The organism is Pseudomonas sp. NBRC 111123, from assembly GCF_001320205.1.
Lineage (GTDB): Bacteria > Pseudomonadota > Gammaproteobacteria > Pseudomonadales > Pseudomonadaceae > Aquipseudomonas > Aquipseudomonas putida_J.
Window position 1 is genome coordinate 126,914 of sequence record NZ_BCAZ01000001.1, and the last position, 19,743, is coordinate 146,656.

Below are 19,743 nucleotides of genomic sequence, written 5' to 3' on the forward strand. Positions count from 1 at the left end.
GTCAGGTTTTGTCCTTGTTCAGGCGGTTGGCGACCCAGGTCAGCACCAGCACGAAGGCGAAGTAGGAGATCACCAGCGCGCTGTTGAAGTGGCCGCTGCTGTTGCGCATGTTGTTCAGGTACACCTGCAGGGTCTCGTAACGGGTACCGACCAGCAGGTTGGCGAACACGAACTCGCCGAACAGGAACGAGAACGACAGCAGCAGCGCCACCATCAGGCCCTTGCGCAGGTTCGGCAGTACCACCAGCAAGGCGGCCTGCCAGGTGCTGGCGCCGAGCAGCTGGGCGGCATCCATCAGGTCGCGCAGGTTGATCGCCTGCAGGTTGTTGGTGATCGCCCGGTACATGAATGGCAAGGCGATGGTGAAGTAGCAGCCGATCAGGATCCACGGCGTGCCGACCATCGCCATCGGGCCGCTGCCATAGAGCTGCAGCAGACCCACCGATGACACCACCGGCGGTACCGCGAACGGCAGCAGGATAAGGATGTTCATCAGCGCGTCGAGTTTCGGGAAGTGGTAGTGGACCACGAACAGCAGCGGCAGGATCAGCACCACCGACAGCAGCAGCGCGCCCAGGCACACCAGCAGCGACTGGCCGAACGCGGCCAGGAAGCGTGGCTCGCTCCACAGCGCGATGTACCATTTGAAGGTCAGGCCGCTGGGCAGCAGGCTGGCCGACCAGCTGGTGGCCAGCGAGTAGAGCAAGGTGCCGGCCAGCGGCAGCAGCAGGATCAGGAACAGCAGGTACACGACCACGCGGTGGTACAACCCGGCGGAAGACTTTTCAGCGCGCATGGTAGCTCCTCTTGAGCAGCCATTGATGGACCACCGTGACCAGCGTCATCAACCCCACCAGCACCACCGCCAAAGCGCTGGCCAGGTTCGGATCGAGGCTGATGTCCCCGGCCACCAGGCCGGCAATGCGGATCGGCAGCACGTTGAAGTTGCCGGTGGTCAGGGCATACACGGTGGCGTAGGCGCCGAGGGCGTTGGCCAGCAGGATGACGAAGGTGCCCAGCAGTGCCGGGGTCAGTACCGGCAGGCCGATGTGCCGCCAGAACTGCCAGTGGCTGGCGCCGAGCAGCGCGGCCGATTCACGCCAGTCTTCGCGCAGGGCGTCGAAGGCGGGGTAGAGCAGCAGTACGCCGAGCGGGATCTGGAAATAGGTGTACACCAGGATCAGGCCGCTCTTGGAGTAGATGCTGAAGTCTTCCAGCAGGCCGATCTGTTTCAGCAGCAGGGTCAGCGCACCGTTGAAGCCGAGCAGGATGATGAAGGCGAAGGCCAGCGGCACCCCGGCGAAGTTGCTGGTCATGTTGGCGAAGGCATTGACGAAGTCGCGCAGCTTCGAGTCGACCTGGCGCAGCGAGTAGGCGCCGAGGGTGGCGATGACAATGCCGAACAGGCTCGACCAGAAACTGATCTCCAGGCTGCGTTGCAGCGCCTGCAGGTAGAACTTCGAGGCGAACACCTTGCTGAAGTTGTCCACGCCCCAGCCCGCTTCCGATTGCAGGCTGTTGATGGCGACCCAGGCCAGCGGGGCGATCTGGAAGATGACGAAGAACACCGCGAACGGCAGCAGGCAGAGCAAGGCCAGGTAGCGGCCACGGTTGCCGGCCCTCACGTGAGCAGCTCCCGGCAGACAGTCTTGTCGTGTGCCGCACCGAGCAGCTCGCAGATGGTCCCGCACAGTTCGGTCTGCAGCGGCTTGGCGGCCGGGTCGAGGCTGAAGGCGTCGCCGAACACGAACAGCGGCACCTCACGCTCCTCGGCCAGCAGGCCGTTGTGCGAGCGGTCGTTGTTCATGCCGTGGTCGGCGGTGACCAGCACCTGGTAGCCCTCTTCGAGCCAGCCCGGCAGGTAGTCGGACAAGAGGATGTCGGCGCTGCGTGCGGCATTGCGGTACTGGCTGCTGTCCAGGCCATGGCGGTGGCCGACATCGTCGATGCTCATCGGGTGCACCAGGAGGAAGTTCGGCGCATGCCGGCGACGCAGGTATTCGCCGTCGGCCAGCAGGTGCGAATCAGGGTAGCGATCGTCCCAGTAGAACAGGCCGTGCTGGATTGGCAGCTTTGGCGCGTGGGTGTGGCGGTCGCGTTGCGGGTCGAACGGGGAGCGGTTGTACAGCTCGCTCATCCAGTGATAAGCCGCCGCGGCAGTACCCAGGTTGGCTTCCCGGGCGTAGTGGAACACGCTGCGCTGGTTGGACAGGCGGTTGATGTTGTTGTGCACGATGCCACTGTCGATCGGTGCCACACCTGTGAGGATGCACTCGTAAAGCGGCCGTGACAGCGACGGCAATTCGCATTCCACGCGGTACAGCGCGGCGCGGTCGGCCTCGACATAGGCGTGCAGGTGGCCCATGGCGTGGTGGGCGACCTGGTAGTTGAGGCCGTCGAGCAGGACCAGGATGACGTTGTGATGCATGGTGGCTCCAGTCTTGAATCGCGTTGGCCTCTTCGTGGCGTTTCGGCGCCCCGACAAGCTCGCGCCCACAGGGATATCACAGGCTCAGGGGCAGTGATTCACCTGTGGGAGCGGGCTTGCCCGCGAAAGGGCCGGGTCAGGGATTACAAAAGCTAGCCCTTTATTCCATCTCGATGATCACTTGCTCCTGCCACTTCTGTGGCAGTGCCTTGGAGGTCGCTTCCCAGGCCGCGGCATCCTTGATCGGTTGCGCTGCCTTGTACTGCTCGTTGGGCAGCAGCTTGGCCTGCACATCCTCCGGCAGCTTCAGGTGCTCGGCACGGATTGGTCGCGCATGCCCCTTGGCCAGGTTGATCTGCCCGGCGTCGCTGAAAATGTACTCGCGCGCAAGCTTCGCCGCGTTCGGGTGCTTGGCGTACTTGTTGATCACGGTGGTATAGCCCGAAATCACCGAACCATCGGACGGGATCAGCACCTCGAAGCGTTTCGGGTCGATCTGCTCGCGATAGCTCAGGCCGTTGAAGTCCCAAACCACACCGACTTCCACCTCGCCCTTCTCCAGGGTCTGGATGGTCGGGTTGGCCAATGACAGGCGTTTCTGCTGGGCCAGTTTGGTGAACAGTTGCAGGCCAGGCTCGATGTTCTTTTCGTCACCCTTGTAGGCGATGGCCGCAGCCAGAACGCCGTTGGCGGCCTGGGCAGCGGTGCCGACGTCACCGATCGCGACCTTGTACTTGCCTTTTTCCAGGTCGTGCCAGCTGGTCGGGCGATCGCCTTCCTTGACCAGGTCCTTGTTGATGATGAAGGCAATGGTGCCGGTATAGGCCAGCGCCCAGTGGCCGTCCTTGTCCTTGGCCCACTCAGGCACCTGGTCCCAGGTGCTCGGCTTGTACGGCTGGGTCACGCCCTTGCTGGCGGCGATCGGGCCGAAGGCGGCACCGACGTCGCCGATGTCGGCGCTGGCGTTGTCCTTCTCGGCTTCGAACTTGGCGATTTCCTGGGCCGAGCTCATGTCGGTGTCGCTGTGCTTGAGGCCGTACTTGCTGGCCAGATCGTCCCAGGTGCCTTTCCAGTTGGCCCAGGCATCGGGCATGCCGACGCTGTTGACGTTGCCTTCCTTGCGGGCGGCGTCTTCCAGGGCCTTGAGGTCGGGGCCGGCGGCCATCGCCGAGGTACACAGGGTAATGGCCGAGCCGAGCAGTGACGCCATGAACAACTTTTTCATCCGAAGCTCCTTGGGTGGGTGCCTTTAGCGATCGTTGTTATGAGTGAAGCTGTTATTGCTGACCGTTGGTCTAGGTCAGCAAAGCTTGAGCCAAGGTAGGCCGCTTGCGTGACAGTTTGATGTAGGGCAGGGCCAACACAGGCCTTGAAGCTACAGCGTAGACCACCCAATCACCCCGGCTCTGCTGGCTTGGCGCGTTTCTGGCAGTGCCTGGCCGAAGCCTGTGTCACAGGATGTTCATCAGCCCTGCCTAGGCTTGCACTATTCTCCAAAGGCCCCGTCATGGGGCTGGACTAGTCCAGATAGGTAACCTTTTGATGCAGTCGACGCCACCGCGTGCGGTAACAGCCATCTGCCATGCGCTGCAAGAGCAGATCGAGCACGGCCTGCTGGCGCCGGGCGGCAAATTGCCGGCTGAACGCAAGCTCAGCGAAGTGTTCGACACCACACGCATAACCTTGCGCGAGGCGCTGGTGCAGCTGGAAGCCCAGGGCTTGATCTACCGCGAAGAACGGCGTGGCTGGTTCGTCGCACCGCAGCGGCTGACCTACGACCTGATCGAGCGTAGCCATTTTCATGCGATGGTGCGGGACCAGGGGCGGGTGGCCATTACCGAATTGCTCTCGGCGCGCCTGCAGCCGGCTTCGGCGGCGATCTGCGCGCGCCTGCAACTGCCGGCGCTGTCCAGCGTGGTGCGGATCTGCCGCTTGCGGCGCATTGATGGGCGGGCAGTGCTGTATGCCGAGCACTATCTGAACCCGAAGTACTTCCCCGGGATCCTCGATCAGGACCTGGCGCAGTCGCTGACCGAGATCTACGGGCGGGTGTATGGCATCCAGTACGGGCAGGTGTGCTTTGAAATCCTGCCGACCGCCTTGCCGGTGGAGGCGGCGGGGGCATTGAAGGTGTCGGTGGGTAGCCCAGGTTTGCACATCACCCGGGTCAACAGCGACCAGCATGGGCGCCTGATCGACTGTGACCTGGAATATTGGCGGCACGATGCCATTCGCATCCGCGCCCATGCTGGCTGAGGTGTTGGATTCTTCGCGGGCTTGCCCGCGAAAGGGCCCTAACTGGAAGAACTCTTTTCTGCCATCCCGCCACCGCCGGCGGTGACCACCTGCACCGACAGGCGCGGCGTCGCCAGGTCCAGCCCGGCCGCATCGAGCTGACGCTTCAGCGCCAGGTTGAATGCCCGTGACACTTCCCATTGCTTGATCGGCGCGGTCTTGAACCGTGCCCGCAGGATTGCCGAGCCCGACTCGAAACTCTCCACCCCCTGCAATTCCAGAGGCGACCAGATATTGCGGCGCATCAGCGGGTCGTTGCGCAGTTTTTGCCCCACTTCGCGGATCAGTGTGATCGCCTGGTCGATGTTCATGCTGTGCGGGATGGCCACGCGGAAGATCGCATAGCCGAACTCGCGGGAGTAGTTCTTGATGCTCTTGATCTCGCTGAACGGGATGGTATGCACGATGCCATCGATGTCACGCAGGCGCACGGTCCGGATAGTCAGGCCCTCGACCGTGCCCAGGTGGCCGCCGACATCGACGTAGTCATCGATCGCCAGCGAGTCTTCGATGATGATGAACAAGCCGGTGATCAGGTCGGCCACCAGCGACTGTGCGCCAAAACCGATGGCCAGGCCGATCACACCGGCACCGGCCAGCAGCGGCGTGACGTTCATGCCCATGTTGGCCAGGGCGACGATCACCGCGATGATGAAGATCACCACGAACATCACGTTGCGGATCAGCGGCATCATGGTCTGCGCGCGGGCGTTGGCCAGGCCCCGGCGCGAACGCACCAGGGCATGGTGCACCGCGGTGTCGGCGAGGATCCATACCAGCCAGGCGACGATCAGTGTGCCGGCCAGGCCCAGCAGGCGCACGCTCACCTCATGGCCGTCACCCTCGGCGAAGCTGATCATCGACAGCCCCCACACGCGCAGCCCCAGTTCGATGAAAACCAGCCAGATGAACAGATGCACCAGCAGGTAGCCGAAGTTGCGCAGGCGCTCGGCATACACCGCCTGGCGCTTGCTGGCGCGTTTGGGGTTGGCGGCGTGCCGGCGCACCAGGCCGTTGAGCACCATGCACACCACCACCAGCACGGTGCACATCAGTGACTGGCGCAGGGCGGTACTGGTATCTCCGGCGGAAATGAAGGTGGCGAACAGCGACACGGCCACCAGGATCAGCGCCGGCACGAACCAGAAACTGCCGAGGATTTCGATGGTGTCGCTCAGGGTGCGCCGGGTCAGGCGCCGGGCCAGCGGCTGGTTGCGGATCAGGTGGGCGATCGGCCGACGGAAGCGCAGGATGAACAGGCCGGACGAAAGCGCCGCAATGACATTGGCCAGTGTCGCCAGCGCATGGGCCAGGTGAGTACCCAGGGCGACCAGCATGCGCGGGTCGCTCATGGCCTCGCCAAAGGCGGCGAAGCTGCCGATCAGCCACAGCGGGCGGAAGGCCCGGTGGCGCAGGATGTGCAGGGCGCGGTGGCGATGGGGGCCGTCGAGCAGCGAGAAGGCGATCACGCAGATGGCCGAGAAGCAGGTCCCGACCACCAGTGCATAGGCCAGCACCATGGCCAGCGACTTGCCCAGCGACGGAGGCAAGGCGAAGCTCAGGTACACGGTGAAGATCAGTGCCACCAGCCACGGCCCCAGCTTGCGCAGGGCAAAGCGCACCAGGTCCCAGGTGCGCGGGTGTTGCGGCAGTTCCTCGGTCAGGCCGAAACGCACCCGCACGCGGTGGCCCACCCAGTTGAAGGCATAGGCCAGCAGGCTCCATACCGCAATGACAGCGGCGAAGCCGAACAGGATGGCCGGCCACTGATGCACCGGCACGATCAGCTCGGACAGTTCGGCCTGGGCCTGTTCGATTTCCTGCGACCAGCGGTAGAACGGGCTGGAGTCACCGCTGAACTGCTTTTCAAAGTCGTGCAGGGCGCCGCCGATCAGGCCCAGAACACCCTGTTCGACGGTGGGTTGCGATTGCTGGGTGGCGTCGCGCAGCTTCTTCAGGTCGGCCAGCAGCTTGGCGCGTTGCTGGTCGTTTTCGAGGTTCTTGATCACCTCGTCCAGCGATTTGCCCAGTGGCTCGGTGGCTTCGGGCTGGGCGGGGGCGCTGGAGCCCAACAGGCTGGGCAAGCCCGCCGCCTGTAACGGGGACATGAAGATGAACAGCAGCAGGGCTAGGCAACGCAGAAAGGCTGGCACCGGGAAATCTACCTCAGGTCAAACGATTGACCGAGTGTAGAGGTTTATGTCGGCAGTTTCTCCAGGATCGTCCAGCAGGTGAGGCCAAAAATGCCCAGCGTGCCGATCCACATCATCAGCACGCCGATATTGCGCTCGCGCATGCTGAAGCCGATGGTCAGCAGCATCAGGAACAGAAACACCGGCACGAACAGTGAAAGGAAAGGGGACATGGGCAGCGGTCCTTCTGCTTTGGGAGCCATACAACAAGCATAGCGGGTTGGGCAGAAGGGGGATTGATCCTGAGCAGCAATTGGCCTGAGGAATTCTCGGGCTGCTGTGCAGCCCTTTCGCGACACAAGGCCGGTCCTGCAGCGGCTATGCGATTTCTGTCGAAGCGGCCTTGTGGTGCGAAAGGGGTGCACAGCACCCCCAGGATCTCAAGGCAGCTCGCGGCTCCGGTAGAACGCCGACAGCACCTTCACCAGGTGCGCCAGGTCATGGCTGCCGCACAGTTCACGAACCGAATGCATGGCAAAGGTCGGCAAGCCGATATCTACCGTACGCACGCCAAGATGGCTGGCCGTGATCGGCCCGATGGTCGAACCACAACCCATGTCGCTGCGTACCACGAAACTCTGCACCGGCACTTCCTCGGCCATGCACAGGTGGCGGAAGAACCCGGCGGTTTCGCTGTTGGTGGCGTAGCGCTGGTTGTTGTTGACCTTGATCACCGGCCCGGCGTTGAGCTTGGGGCCGTGGTTGCCGTCGTGCTTGTCGGCGTAGTTGGGGTGCACGCCGTGGGCGTTGTCGGCCGAGACCATCAGCGAGCGCTGGATGGTACGCACGTAGGCATCGCCGTCCGGCAGCAGGCGCTGCAGCGTCTGTTCGAGCATAGGGCCGTCGGCACCGCAGGCCGAGCAGCTGCCGACTTCTTCATGGTCGTTGCACACCAGCACGCAGGTCTCGTCGCTGTCGGCGGCCAGCAGCGCCTGCAGGCCGGCATAGCACGACAGCAGGTTGTCCAGGCGGGCGCCGGCGATGAAGTCACCGTTAAGGCCGATCAGCGCAGCGTCCTGGGTATCGTAGAAGCTCAGCTCGTAATCCAGCACGACGTCGGCGTTGAGGTCATGCTCGCGGGCCAGTTGCTCGGTGAGCACGGCGCGAAAGTCGATGCGCTCGTCACCGGCCACCTGAGCCAGAATGGGGGGCAGTTCGTTCTGCGGGTTGATCTGCCAGCCTTCGTTGGCGGTGCGGTTCAGGTGGATGGCCAGGTTGGGAATGATCGCGATCGGCAGCTTGAAGTCGATCAGCTGGCTCTCGACCTTGCCGTCACGGCGGAAGGTGACCCGCCCGGCCAGCGACAGGTCGCGGTCGAACCACGGCGCAAGCAGCGCGCCGCCATACACTTCCACACCCAGTTGCAGGAAGCCCTGGCGCTGCAGTTCGGGCTGCGGCTTGACCCTCAGGCACGGGCTGTCGGTGTGCGCACCGACCATGCGGATGCCGTTCAGCAGCGGCGGCTGCTTGCCCAGCTTGAGGGCGATGATCGAGGAGTCGTTGCGGGTAACGTAGTAGCGTCCACCAGGCACCGTGGCCCAGCTGTCACGCTCGTCCAGGCGCTGGTAGCCGGCCGCCTCCAGGCGCTGGGCCAGGCTGGCGGTGGCATGGAAGGGCGTCGGGGAGGCCTTGAGGAATTCAATCAGGCCGGTATTCAGTGCTTCGCGCATAACTCACTCCAGACAGCAGTGGCGCGAGTTTAGCCTATTGAGTCGACAATTTGTGTCGGCCTCTTCGCGGCTAAAGCCGCTCCCACTGGGACCGCACTGCTCTCAAGGCTGTGCAATACCTGTGGGAGCGGCTTCAGCCGCGAAGAGGCCGCTACAGGCCCAGCAAGATCAGAACGGGGCAGGGCACTCGAACTTCAAGCGCTCGCCGCTGACCGGGTGGGTGAAGCTCAGCATCGAGGCATGCAGGCACAGCCGCTCATGGGCCGCCAGCGCCTGGGGGTTGGCATACAGGCGGTCACCCAGCAGAGGATGGCCGATCGACAACATGTGCACGCGCAGCTGGTGCGAGCGGCCGGTGATCGGTGTCAGCTCGACCCGGCAATGATCCCCGCAGCGCTCGACGATGCGCCAGAAGGTCAGGGCGTGCTTGCCCTGTTCATGGTCCACCACGTGCCGTGGCTTGGTGGGCGGGTCGTAGCGCAGCGGCAGGTCGATGCTGCCGCTGTCCAGCGCCGGTTGGCCCCAGCACAACGCGGTGTAGGCCTTTTCGGTTTCGCGGTCGTGGAACTGGCGCGACAGCTCGCGGTGGCTATCGGCATCGCGGGCCAGCAGGATGATGCCGGAGGTTTCCCAGTCCAGGCGGTGCACGATCAGCGCGTCCGGGTAGCCGTTTTCCTGCAGGCGGGTGATCAGGCAGTCCTTGTTGTCTTCGGCACGGCCGGGGACCGACAGCAGCAAAGTCGGCTTGTTGATCACCAGAATGGCGGCGTCTTCATGGAGGATCTGGATGTTGGACAGCGGCATTGCAGGGTCTCGGTCAAATCGGGAAAAACCATTGGGGCCGCTTTGCGGCCCTTTCCGACCGGTCCGACGCCCCGGCAAGGCCGCTCCTACAGGGAATACGCGATTCCTGTTGGAGCGGCCTTGCCGGGGCGCCGGACGAGTCGGAAAGGGCTGCAAAGCAGCCCCAACTTTCAGCCGGATCAGCGATCAGGCAAGGTGATGTTCAGCTCCAGAATCGAGCAGCTGCCCTGGTTTTCCAGCTCGATGTGCACATCGTCGTTGCCGATGTTCACGTACTTGCGGATCACTTCCAGCAGTTCTTTCTGCAGCGCCGGCAGGTAGTCCGGCTCGCTGCGTTGGCCGCGCTCGTGCGCCACGATGATCTGTAGACGCTCTTTCGCTACCGACGCGCTGGTCTGTTTCTGCCTGCCACGAAAGAAGTCAAAAAGGTTCATGGTTTATTTGCTCCCGAAAATGCGCTCGAAGAATCCCTTCTTCTGTACATCGATGAAGCGCATCGGCTTCTCTTTGCCCAGCAGGCGGTCGACCGCGTCGCTGTAGGCCTGGCCGGCATCGCTCTGATCGTCGAGGATGACCGGGATACCCTGGTTGGAAGCCTTGAGCACGGCTTGGGACTCGGGGATCACGCCCTTGAGCTTGATCGACAGGATTTCTTCGACGTCGGCGACGCTGAGCATTTCGCCCTTCACCACGCGCTCGGGGTGGTAACGGGTGATCAGCAGGTGTTCCTTGATCGGCTCTTCGCCGTTCTCGGAGCGGCGCGACTTGCTCGACAGGATGCCCAGCATGCGGTCCGAGTCACGTACCGAGGAGACTTCCGGGTTGGTCACGACGATGGCTTCGTCGGCGAAGTACATCGCCAGGTGGGCGCCTTTCTCGATACCGGCCGGGGAGTCGCAGATGACGTACTCAAACTGCTCTTTCAGGTCCATCAGGACCTTTTCCACGCCTTCCTGGGTCAGCGCGTCCTTGTCGCGGGTCTGGCTGGCGGCCAGCACGAACAGGTTCTCGAGGCGCTTGTCCTTGATCAGGGCTTGCTGCAGGTTGGCTTCGCCGTTGACCACGTTGACGAAGTCATACACCACGCGGCGCTCGCAGCCCATGATCAGGTCGAGGTTACGCAGGCCCACGTCGAAGTCGACGATGACCGTCTTGTGGCCGCGCAGTGCGAGGCCGGTGCCGATGGCGGCGCTGGTGGTGGTCTTGCCCACACCCCCCTTGCCGGAAGTAACGACGAGAATCTTGGCCAAGGTGTTTCACCCCTAAATAAGTCGGGACACGTGTCCCAGCAAAAAGCAAAAAAACGGCAACAGATAAAAAAGTTGCTCTAAAAATGACGGCAAGTATCCGTTAAAGACGGGTGATGTTCAACACGTCACCGGACAGGCTGACTTGCACGCCGGCGCCCCACAGCGGGTCGCGGCGCAGGTCTTCGCACACCTTGTACTGGCCGGCGATCGAGACCATTTCGGCGGTCATCTGCTGGCAGAAGATACGCGCCTTGGTATTGCCTTTGATCCCGGCCAGGGCACGGCCGCGCATGGCGCCGTACACATGGATGTTGCCATCGGCGAGAAGTTCCGCGCCCGGGCTGACCGAGGCGGTGACGATCAGGTCGCCACCCTGGGCGTAGATCTGCTGGCCGCCACGCACCGGTGAAGTGATGATGCGGGTCGGGCGCACCTCTTGCACAGGCTCCGGGGCTGGCACAGGAGCCTGTGCCGGTTCGGGTTTCTTCACCTCGGGCTCAGGTTCCAGCGGCCGCTCGCGCGCGCCAGACGGCGGCAGCACCGGCAGGTCGATGGCGATCGCCGCGGCGATGTCCTCGATGCGGTTGGCGCGGATCGCCAGGGTTCGCAGGCCATGGTGGCGGCAGATACGCATCAGCCCGGGCAGGTCGATCGCCCCTTCGTCGGCTGGCAGCTTGTCCAGCGCCAGCACCAGCGGCGTATTGCTGAAGAAATTGGGGGCCTGGGCCACTTTCGCTGCCAGCTGGCGGTCGAGGGCTTCCAGGTCGTTGCGCCCCAGTTCCAGCACAGTGATGGCGAGCATGCTGCCCTTGAGCTGGAACACGGAGGCGGTGTCGGGTGTGTGGTTTGGGCTCATGGTCTGCATAGACGGCTTGTTGCGAAAAAAGTGCCCTGACTTATAACGATAAGACCGGTCGGCCGCAACCGGTGCCGATCCGATGTAGAATGCCCGGTCTTTGTCTTGCCGGAAGCTTCAATGGAACGCCCGCGTTTTCGACCCTACTTCCTCCACCCGCGATTCTGGGGCCTGTGGCTTGGCCTGGGCCTGCTGTGGCTGGTGGTGCAGTTGCCTTACCGTGCCCTGCTGTGGCTCGGCAGTGCCCTGGGCGCGCTGATGTACCGTGTGGCCGGCGAGCGCCGGCGCATTGCCGCGCGCAACCTCGAGCTGTGCTTCCCGGAGCTGTCCGACGACGAACGGCGGCGCCTGCTCAAGGCCAACTTCGCTTCCACCGGTATCGCCTTCTTCGAAATGGCCATGAGCTGGTGGTGGCCAAAGGCCCGCCTGGCGCGCCTGGCTCACATCGAAGGCCTCGAACACCTGCAGGCTGCGCAGCAGGCCGGGCAGGGCGCCATTCTGATGGCGGTGCACTTCACCACCCTGGAAATCGGCGCCGCGCTGCTTGGCCAGGCCCACACCATCGACGGCATGTACCGCGAGCACGGCAACCCGCTGTTCGACTTCATCCAGCGCAGTGGCCGTGAGCGGCATAACCTCGATTCGCTGGCGGTGGAGCGTGATGACGTACGTGGCATGCTCAAGCTGCTGCGCTCGGGCCGGGCGATCTGGTACGCACCAGACCAGGACTACGGCGCCAAGCAGAGCATCTTCGTGCCGTTGTTCGGTATTCCGGCGGCCACGGTCACCGCGACCACCAAGTTCGCCCGTCTGGGCAAGGCGCAGGTGATTCCGTTCACCCAGAAGCGCCTGGAGGACGGAAGCGGCTATCGTCTGGTCATTCACCCGCCACTGGAGGGCTTCCCCGGTGAGAGCGAAGAGGCCGATTGCCTGCGCATCAACCAGTGGGTCGAAGGCGTGCTGCGTGAATGCCCCGAGCAGTACCTGTGGGCGCACCGGCGCTTCAAGTCGCGGCCTGAGGGCGCGCCGCGGCTGTATGACAAGAAAAAACGCTGAACTTTGTGTTGCCTGTACCGGCTCTATCGCCGGCAAGCCAGCTGCCACAGGTACACCACTGGCCTTGAAAGCTGTGTGATACCTGTGGGGGCCGGCTTGCCGGCGATTGGGCCGGGCCTGAAAACAGCTGATCCAGGAAGGAATCCATGGCGCCACCTCCGGTAACCGGTCTGATCCTTTCTGGCGGCGGCGCCCGGGCCGCCTATCAGGTCGGCGTTCTCGCCGGCATTGCCGAGCTGCTGCCACCCGGCGCCCGCAACCCGTTCCCGGTCATCGTCGGCACTTCGGCCGGCGCCATCAATGCAGTGACCCTGGCCAGTGGCGCCACCCGCTTCAACGACGCCGTGCAGCGCCTCACCACGTTCTGGCAGAACTTTCGCAGCCATCTGGTCATCCGCAGTGACTGGCCCGGCGTGGTGCGCCAGGCCAGCCGCTTCGTCGGCCACAGCCTGCTGGGAGTCGGTGGCCAGGTGCCGGTGGCCTTGCTCGACAGCAGCCCCTTGCGGGGGCTGTTGGCCTCGCACCTGGACCTGGATGGCATCGGCCACGCCATCGCCGCCGAGCAGCTACAGGCCGTCGCCGTGACCGCATTCGGCTACGAAAGCGGCCAGGCGGTCACCTTCTACCAAGGGCGCGGCACCATCGACGCCTGGCTGCGCCACCGCCGCATCGGTGTGCCTACGCCGTTGACCATCGATCACCTGCTGGCCAGCGCCGCGATCCCGCTGCTGTTTGCACCGGTGCGCCTGGGCGACGAGTATTACGGCGACGGTGCGGTGCGCCAGTCGGCGCCCATCAGCCCGGCCCTGCATCTGGGTGCCAGCCGGGTGCTGGTGGTCGGGGTCAGTGGCAACCCGCAGCGCCCGGCGGCGCCGATGCCAGTGCAGCGCAGGTTCAGCGGCCAGCAGCCGAGCCTGGCGCAGATCGGCGCGCACATGCTCAACAGCACCTTTATCGACAGCCTTGAAGACGACATCGAACTGCTGCAACGGCTCAACCACCTCAGCCGGATGTTGCCAGCGCACCTGGATGCACGGGGCCTAGGGCTGGCACCGATCGAGGTGCTGGTGGTGGCTCCAAGCCAACCGCTGGATGAGATTGCAGCGCGGCACCGGCGCGAGCTGCCGGCGGCGTTGCGCCTGTTCCTGCGTGGCCCGGGCGCGACCCGGACCAGCGGGGCAGGGGTGCTGAGCTATCTGTTGTTCGAGGCCAGTTATTGCAGCGAGCTGATCGAACTGGGGCGGCGCGATGCCCTGGCCAAGAAGCGCGAGTTGTGCCAGTTCCTGGGCATTTGATGCCGCCTGTATTGGCCTCTTCGCGGCTAAAGCCGCTCCCACAGGTACTGCGCAGGTCACTGGCCTGAGGTGACCCCTGTGGGAGCGGGTTTACCCGCGAAGAGGCCAGGCCCGCTTATGTATTGGCCTCTTCGCGGCTAAAGCCGCTCCCACAGGTACTGCGCAGGTCACTGGCCTGAGGTGATCCCTGTGGGAGCGGGTTTACCCGCGAAGAGGCCAGGCCCGCTTATGTATTGGCCTCTTCGCGGCCAAAGCCGCTCCCACAGGTATTGCGCAGGTCACTGGCCTGAGGTGATCCCTGTGGGAGCGGGGTTACCCGCGAAGAGGCCAGGCCCGCTTATTCGGCGATCTGCAGCTTGCGCGCCTGGGTATACACATACCGCACTTTCTCGTACTCGAACGGTGAGTTGAGCTGCCCATAGCGGAATTTGGTGGTGTAACGCTTGTCCACCACGCGCAAGGCAAAGATCTCCGGGTGGTCTTTGGTGGCCTCGGCCACGTTCAGGTAATTGACCGCCTGCTCGCCGGCATAGTCCACCACCAGCCCGGTGGTGTCGCGCAGGTTCGAGGGGCCGAGCACCGGCAACATCAGGTACGGCCCCTCCGGCACGCCATAGAAGCCCAGGGTCTGGCCAAAGTCTTCGCTCTGGCGCGGCAGGCCCATGCTGGTGGCCGGGTCCCACAAGCCGCCCACACCGATGATGGTGTTGAACATCAGCCGCGCGGTGATTTCTGCCGAGCGCTTGGCCTTGAGCTGCAGCACGCTGTTGAACAGGTTCGGCACGTCACCCAGGTTGTTGAAGAAGTTGCTCACCCCGGTGCGTACGAAGCTGGGGGTGACGTACTGGTAGCCGTTGACCAGTGGCAGCAGCACCCATTGGTCGAGACGGTAGTTGAAGTGATAAATGCGCCGGTTCACCGATTCCAGCGGGTCGTACACGTTCAACGCTTCCAGGGTGGAACGTTCGAATTCGCGCTGGTCGAGCCCAGGGTTGAATTTCAGTTCGCGCAGGGGGTCGATGAAGCCATCGGCCTCGGGCGAAAGCGGTGCGGGGCCGGCCACCTGCGGGTCGGCTTCGATCACGCTGGCCCGTGGCGCGGTTTCCGCGGCCAGGGCATTGCCGGCGACGACTAGCAGTGCGGTGGCGAGGAGGAATTTGTTAGCCACGGAAGAACTCCAGCATGGCGTCGCTGTTGACGCGGTAATTGAGGTTGCCGCAATGGCCGCCATGGGGGTAAAGGGTCAGGCGATCGCCAAACACCTTGCGCAGGAAACCGATGTCGCCGGGGCCGAGGATGACGTCGTCGGCGTTGTGCATCACGGCGATCTTGTCGCTGTTGTGCAGGTAGTCTTCCAGCGCATACAGGCTGACCTGGTTGACCAGCTGCAGGATGCTGTTGCCATCGGTGCGGGCGCGCCACATAGGGATCACCTGCTCGGTCATGTAGCAATCGAAGTCGCATTGCAGCGCACGCTTGAAGAACGGCGTCAGGCTGCTGCCCTCGGTGATCGGGAACTTCGGTGGAATGATCAGGCCGCGGCGGTTGATCAGGTCGGAGGTGAAGGCGATGTCGGCCGCCGAGAAGCGGAACGAGGTGCCGATGAGCATGGCCATCTGTTCGTTGGACAGGTGCTGTTTCGACTGCTGGAAGTCGTACAGCAGGGCGTCGTTGAGGTCGATGTAGCCCTTGTCCTGGAAGTAGCGGGTGAGCTTCTCCAGCATCAGTTCATAGAACGTTGTGCTGCGGTCGATGCCCTTGACCTGGGTCTGCACCAGTTTGTCGAGGTTGTTGATCGAGGTGTACAGGTTGACGGGTGGATTGAGCAGCAGCACGCGCTTGAAGTTGAAGCTGCGCCGGGTTTCGTCCAGGTGGCTGACGAATGCGGCGTCCAGCGCGCCCAGGCTGTAGCCGGTGAGGTAGTACTCGCTGACCGGCAGGCGCGGGTGCTGGGCACGCACGGCTTGCATCACCCGGTACATGTCTTCGGCGTCTTCCTGGCTGACCCCGGGGGTGGCGAAGCGCGAGGCGGCGCTCATGAAGTCGTAGCTGGTCGGCGACGACAGCTGCACCACGTGGAAGCCGGCCTGGTAGAACAGCTTCTTGAGGTATTCGTTGATGCTGCTGGAGTAGGGCGCACCGGTACCGGCAATAATAAAGATCAGCGGTGCCTCGTGGTCCTGACGCGCCAGTCGGTACTTGAGCTTCTTCACCGCCCAGAAGTTGTCGGGCAGGGTGAACTCGCGCTCCGGGCGCAGGTTCAGGCTGTAGTCGGACTGGTCGATGTCATCGTCGCTGGGCAGGGTTGGGCGCTGCTCCGGCGGCGTGGTGGCGATGGTCGCCTCGAACGGGTTGGTCAAGGGGTAGCCGTAGCTCGCGGCGTCGATATCCCGCGCCGAAGCGGCCGCAGCCATGAGCAGGCCGCCAAGAAGGGCGGCGAGGCGCCAAAATCGAAGCATGTATTCCCCCAGAAGGTTCAAGGTCGTGCAGTACGCAGGCTAGGACCACGGCTGCCTTGGCAAAGTTGCCAAGTGCGGGGGCCTTTGGTGTGCTTGTTATCTGCAACATAGCTGCAGGGTTGTGATTTTGCCTTAGAACTGTGCTTGGGTGATCATGGATGATTTCGATTACCGCTATTGGAGAATGGGATGTCTCGATCGCTGCCGGCCGCTCTACTGCTGATGTTTCTGGCGCTCTGGCTCGCGGCCAGTTATGGCGTGCGCTATGGGTTGATGGAAGATGGACAGTGGGTCGGGTTGTGCGCGGTGCCAGGCGACCACTGGCAGTGCCAGGTACGCGCGCTGCTGGGGTTGGGCATTCACTTCCAGGTGATGGCCTGGGCCGGGCTCGGGCTGGCCTTGCTCGCGCAGGCAGTTACCGGGCGCGTCGGGTGGTGGCTGGCGGTGCTGGCGCTGGTGTTCGGCATTCCTGCCCTGGTGCTGTATACCGCCAGCATTGCGGTGTTCGTGGTGGTGCTGGCGGGGTTGCGGCTGGTGCGGCAAACCGTTGCCTGAAGAAATGCACAATCTCTGTAGGAGCGGCCTTGGGTCGCCAAAGGGCCGCAGAGCGGCCCCAGGATATCAGCGGCGACGCCGAGAATGCTGGGGCCGGTACGCGGCCCATTCGCGACGCAAGGCCGCTCCTACAAGCGTTTGGCAAACCGCACACTCTGCCAGAGCGCTGCAGTCATCAACACACTGACCACCGCCCAGCCCCAGGCCTGCTGATTCTCCAAACCTTCCCGATACAACTGCGGCAACACCCCGGCACCGACGATGAACGCCAGCAACGCCACCTCCGCTCGCCGTGAAGCCACCGGCCTCAGCAGGTACACCACCGCCGGCAATGCCAGCGCCACGCTCGGGAAGCTGCGGTAGCGCGGGTCGAACACCATCGCCAGCATGCTCACCGCCGCGGCAAACCCCGCCGCCAGCAATAGCCATCCCGCCCGCGCCTGTAGCCAACCGAACAGTCGCTCGCGCCAGCCTGTGCGGTGCACCAGGGCCAAAGCTGCATGGGCCAGCACCAGCAGGTTCAACCCGGCCAGCACCACTGCCCACAGCCATTCCCCGGCAAACCGCGCATGGGTGCGCATCAACTCGCCCCACAAACCCAGGCAGCCCGCGCCAAAGGCGGCCAGCAGCGGTAGCAGCAAGGCCGCCAGCGGTGTAGCAGGGCGCCCGGCCATCAGCAGCGTGGCCACCATCAACAGCACGCTTGCCAGCCACCACTGCGGCCAGTAATGCAGGTTGCTGACCGGCCCTTCGAGCACTCCCTTGTCCTGGCGGTCGGCATCGTAGAGCCCCCAATAACCACCCACAGCGCCTTCGCTGGCGCGCTTCCACGGCTGATCGAACGCTTCGATCAGGTTGTAGTGCCAACCATTGGCCTCGGCCATGCTGACGAACCCCCGAATGAAACGTGCCTCGTTGGCCCGGCTGGGGACGGCGGTCTCGCGTTGGCGGCCTTCGCTGGGCCAGCCGGTTTCGCCAATGAAGATGTCCTTGGGCGCAAAGCGGGTGCCGAATGCCCGCCGTACCTCGGCGACATGCACCAGGGCGTCGTCGATACCGCGCGGGTCGTCTTCCCAGTAGGGCAACAAGTGGATGGTCAGAAAGTCCACTGCTGGCGCCACCTGCGGGTGCTGCAACCAGAATTCCCAGACATCGGCGTAGGTCACCGGCACCTTGACCTGGCTTTTCACCGTGTTGATCAGCGCGGCCAGCCGCTCGCCGGTGACTTCCTTGCGCAGCAGCGCCTCGTTGCCGACGATTACCGCGCTGACCACGTCCGGGTTGGCATTGGCGGCGGCGATCAGCGCGGCTACCTCCTTCTCGGTGTCGACCGGGTTGGCGTTGACCCAGGCCCCGAGCATCACCTTCAGGCCATGCTTGCGTGCCAACGCCGGGATTGCCTCAAGGCCGGTCATGGAATAGGTGCGGATGCACTGGAATCGCTCGGCCAGCAACGCCAGGTCGGCGTCCATGCGCGCAGGGCGCAGGCGGAAGGGCTGGTCGAATGGCGACTGGTCCTTGTCGAACGGCGTGTACGACGCGCACTGCAGTTTATGCGTGGGGCTGGCTGCGTCGGGCAGCACGACGGGCTTGCCCAGCCCGTACCAGAGCGCCCCCAGGCCGAGCAGGGCAAGCAGGCAGGCGAGCAGGTACAACGGCAGCAACAAGCGGGAAGCATCAGGCATCGGGCGGTCCATCGTCAGGCGCAAAACGTTAGATAGTAGCCCGGCGCCAATCCTTTGGCATGCAAGGATCGCGCAGGCCGGCGTAGGCCGATGCCGCTAATGGCACAGTGCTGTCGCATATGGGGCAGGTACAGGTCGCAGTGGGAGCAGGTCGACCTTTGTTGCAGGAAGATGATGCAATCTCCAAGACCTGACGAGGGGATGCTTTGATGGCTACTTTTACAAGAATGCGCCGTTTCCTGGGTGTGGGCACCGCCCTGGTATTGGCCATGGGCGCTGCACAGGCCATGGCCAAAGAAGTAAGCATTGGTTACGTGGATGGTTGGGCCGACAGTGTGGCGACCACCAACGTGGCCGCGGAAGTAATCAAGCAGAAACTCGGCTACGACGTGAAGCTGCAGGCGGTTGCCACCGGCATCATGTGGCAGGGTGTGGCCACCGGCAAGCTCGACGCCATGCTCTCGGCCTGGCTGCCGGTAACCCACGGTGAATACTGGGCCAAGAACAAGGACAACGTGGTCGACTACGGCGCGAACTTCAAGGATGCCAAGATTGGCCTGATCGTCCCCGAGTACGTCAAGGCCGTGAGCATTGCCGACCTCAAGACCGACAGCAGCTTCAAGCAAAAGATCGTCGGTATCGATGCCGGCTCCGGGGTGATGATCAAGACCGACCAGGCGATCAAGGACTACGACCTGACCGGGTACAAACTGCAGGCCAGTTCCGGCGCGGCGATGACCGCCGAGCTGGGCCGCGCGTATGCCAAGCAACAGTCGATTGCAGTGACCGGCTGGGTGCCGCACTGGATGTTCGCCAAGTGGAAGCTGAAGTTCCTCGAAGACCCGAAAGGCGTGTATGGCGCGGCTGAGACCGTGAACAGCATCGGCAGCAAGGAGCTGGCGACCAAGGCACCGGAAGTGGCGGACTTCCTGAAGAAGTTCAGCTGGCAGTCCAAGGATGAGATCGGCGAGGTGATGCTGGCGATCCAGGAAGGCGCCAAGCCTGAGGCGGCGGCCAAGGACTGGGTGGCCAAGCATCCTGATCGCGTGAAGGAGTGGACTGGCAAGTAACTGCCGCTAGGGCCAGTTTTGATTCATCGCGGATAAATCCGCTCCTACAGGGGCATGCAACGCCTGTAGGAGCGGATTTATCCGCGAAAGGCCCCTCTGTTTGTTACGCAATCGGTAAAACACCGTTG

19 protein-coding genes are annotated in these 19,743 nt (G+C 63.6%); 5 read left to right on the top strand and 14 right to left on the bottom strand.

Features of this window, described 5'->3' with window-relative positions; all coding sequences use genetic code 11:
* Window position 1: 1 nt before the first annotated feature.
* From APH27_RS00585 to APH27_RS00600, 4 genes are all read right to left on the bottom strand, one after another.
* Window positions 2-796 (bottom strand): ABC transporter permease, encoded by a 795-nt coding sequence (locus APH27_RS00585; protein WP_060483720.1) that lies wholly within the window; start codon window positions 794-796, stop codon window positions 2-4.
* On the bottom strand, window positions 786-1,625 hold the full coding sequence (locus tag APH27_RS00590) for an ABC transporter permease subunit (protein ID WP_027918143.1): 840 nt from the start codon (window positions 1,623-1,625) through the stop codon (window positions 786-788). Before APH27_RS00590 ends, APH27_RS00585 begins: the two co-directional genes overlap by 11 nt.
* Window positions 1,622-2,428, bottom strand: coding sequence for an alkaline phosphatase family protein (locus APH27_RS00595; RefSeq protein WP_027918144.1), 807 nt, complete (start codon window positions 2,426-2,428; stop codon window positions 1,622-1,624). The genes APH27_RS00590 and APH27_RS00595 overlap by 4 nt, the downstream gene beginning before the upstream one ends.
* A gap of 160 nt (window positions 2,429-2,588) precedes the next feature.
* Window positions 2,589-3,653, bottom strand: a complete 1,065-nt coding sequence (locus tag APH27_RS00600) for an ABC transporter substrate-binding protein (protein WP_027918145.1) — start codon at window positions 3,651-3,653, stop codon at window positions 2,589-2,591.
* Between the two features lie 317 nt (window positions 3,654-3,970).
* On the opposite strand from APH27_RS00600, the gene APH27_RS00605 reads away from it, so the two are divergent.
* Window positions 3,971-4,684 (top strand): UTRA domain-containing protein, encoded by a 714-nt coding sequence (locus tag APH27_RS00605; protein ID WP_060483721.1) that lies wholly within the window; start codon window positions 3,971-3,973, stop codon window positions 4,682-4,684.
* A 38-nt stretch (window positions 4,685-4,722) separates the two neighbouring features.
* Here the strand turns inward: APH27_RS00605 and APH27_RS00610 are convergent, their stop codons facing one another.
* The 7 genes from APH27_RS00610 to minC all read right to left on the bottom strand — a co-directional run bounded on the left by APH27_RS00610 (window position 4,723) and on the right by minC (window position 11,504).
* Window positions 4,723-6,876, bottom strand: a complete 2,154-nt coding sequence (locus APH27_RS00610; protein ID WP_060483722.1) for a mechanosensitive ion channel family protein — start codon at window positions 6,874-6,876, stop codon at window positions 4,723-4,725.
* A 44-nt stretch (window positions 6,877-6,920) separates the two neighbouring features.
* Window positions 6,921-7,088: a hypothetical protein gene (locus APH27_RS26525; protein WP_165837385.1), complete on the bottom strand. Its 168-nt coding sequence runs from the start codon at window positions 7,086-7,088 to the stop codon at window positions 6,921-6,923.
* Between the two features lie 207 nt (window positions 7,089-7,295).
* The gene (locus APH27_RS00615; protein WP_027918148.1) at window positions 7,296-8,585 is read right to left on the bottom strand and encodes a M18 family aminopeptidase; all 1,290 of its coding nucleotides are present in this window, start codon (window positions 8,583-8,585) and stop codon (window positions 7,296-7,298) included.
* Between the two features lie 168 nt (window positions 8,586-8,753).
* Window positions 8,754-9,389 carry an RluA family pseudouridine synthase gene (locus APH27_RS00620; RefSeq protein WP_027918149.1) on the bottom strand — a complete coding sequence of 212 codons (636 nt, stop codon included), beginning with the start codon at window positions 9,387-9,389 and terminating at the stop codon, window positions 8,754-8,756.
* A 179-nt stretch (window positions 9,390-9,568) separates the two neighbouring features.
* The gene (gene minE / locus APH27_RS00625; protein ID WP_003252572.1) at window positions 9,569-9,823 is read right to left on the bottom strand and encodes a cell division topological specificity factor MinE; all 255 of its coding nucleotides are present in this window, start codon (window positions 9,821-9,823) and stop codon (window positions 9,569-9,571) included.
* A gap of 3 nt (window positions 9,824-9,826) precedes the next feature.
* Window positions 9,827-10,639 (bottom strand): septum site-determining protein MinD, encoded by an 813-nt coding sequence (gene minD, locus APH27_RS00630; protein WP_027918150.1) that lies wholly within the window; start codon window positions 10,637-10,639, stop codon window positions 9,827-9,829.
* A gap of 100 nt (window positions 10,640-10,739) precedes the next feature.
* A complete protein-coding gene (gene minC, locus APH27_RS00635) occupies window positions 10,740-11,504 on the bottom strand; it encodes a septum site-determining protein MinC (RefSeq protein ID WP_060483723.1) in 765 nt (254 codons plus the stop codon).
* A 111-nt stretch (window positions 11,505-11,615) separates the two neighbouring features.
* Between minC and APH27_RS00640 the strand changes: the two genes are divergently transcribed.
* A complete protein-coding gene (locus tag APH27_RS00640) occupies window positions 11,616-12,551 on the top strand; it encodes a lipid A biosynthesis lauroyl acyltransferase (RefSeq protein ID WP_027918152.1) in 936 nt (311 codons plus the stop codon).
* 146 nt (window positions 12,552-12,697) lie between these two features.
* Entirely contained in the window at window positions 12,698-13,846 is a 1,149-nt protein-coding gene (locus tag APH27_RS00645; RefSeq protein ID WP_060483724.1) for a patatin-like phospholipase family protein, read from the top strand.
* A 337-nt stretch (window positions 13,847-14,183) separates the two neighbouring features.
* Here the strand turns inward: APH27_RS00645 and APH27_RS00650 are convergent, their stop codons facing one another.
* Together APH27_RS00650 and APH27_RS00655 are read right to left on the bottom strand one after the other, a co-directional pair.
* On the bottom strand, window positions 14,184-15,014 hold the full coding sequence (locus APH27_RS00650; protein WP_027918154.1) for a VacJ family lipoprotein: 831 nt from the start codon (window positions 15,012-15,014) through the stop codon (window positions 14,184-14,186).
* A complete protein-coding gene (locus tag APH27_RS00655) occupies window positions 15,007-16,305 on the bottom strand; it encodes a serine/threonine protein kinase (protein WP_060483725.1) in 1,299 nt (432 codons plus the stop codon). Before APH27_RS00655 ends, APH27_RS00650 begins: the two co-directional genes overlap by 8 nt.
* A 189-nt stretch (window positions 16,306-16,494) precedes the next feature.
* Between APH27_RS00655 and APH27_RS00660 the strand changes: the two genes are divergently transcribed.
* Window positions 16,495-16,860 carry a hypothetical protein gene (locus tag APH27_RS00660; RefSeq protein ID WP_060483726.1) on the top strand — a complete coding sequence of 122 codons (366 nt, stop codon included), beginning with the start codon at window positions 16,495-16,497 and terminating at the stop codon, window positions 16,858-16,860.
* Between the two features lie 128 nt (window positions 16,861-16,988).
* Here the strand turns inward: APH27_RS00660 and APH27_RS00665 are convergent, their stop codons facing one another.
* A complete protein-coding gene (locus APH27_RS00665; protein WP_060483785.1) occupies window positions 16,989-18,557 on the bottom strand; it encodes a hypothetical protein in 1,569 nt (522 codons plus the stop codon).
* Window positions 18,558-18,754: 197 nt separating this feature from the next.
* Here APH27_RS00665 and APH27_RS00670 point away from each other — a divergent pair, with 197 nt between their 5' ends.
* The gene (locus APH27_RS00670; protein ID WP_027918158.1) at window positions 18,755-19,615 is read left to right on the top strand and encodes a glycine betaine ABC transporter substrate-binding protein; all 861 of its coding nucleotides are present in this window, start codon (window positions 18,755-18,757) and stop codon (window positions 19,613-19,615) included.
* The last annotated feature ends 128 nt before the right edge of the window (window positions 19,616-19,743 follow it).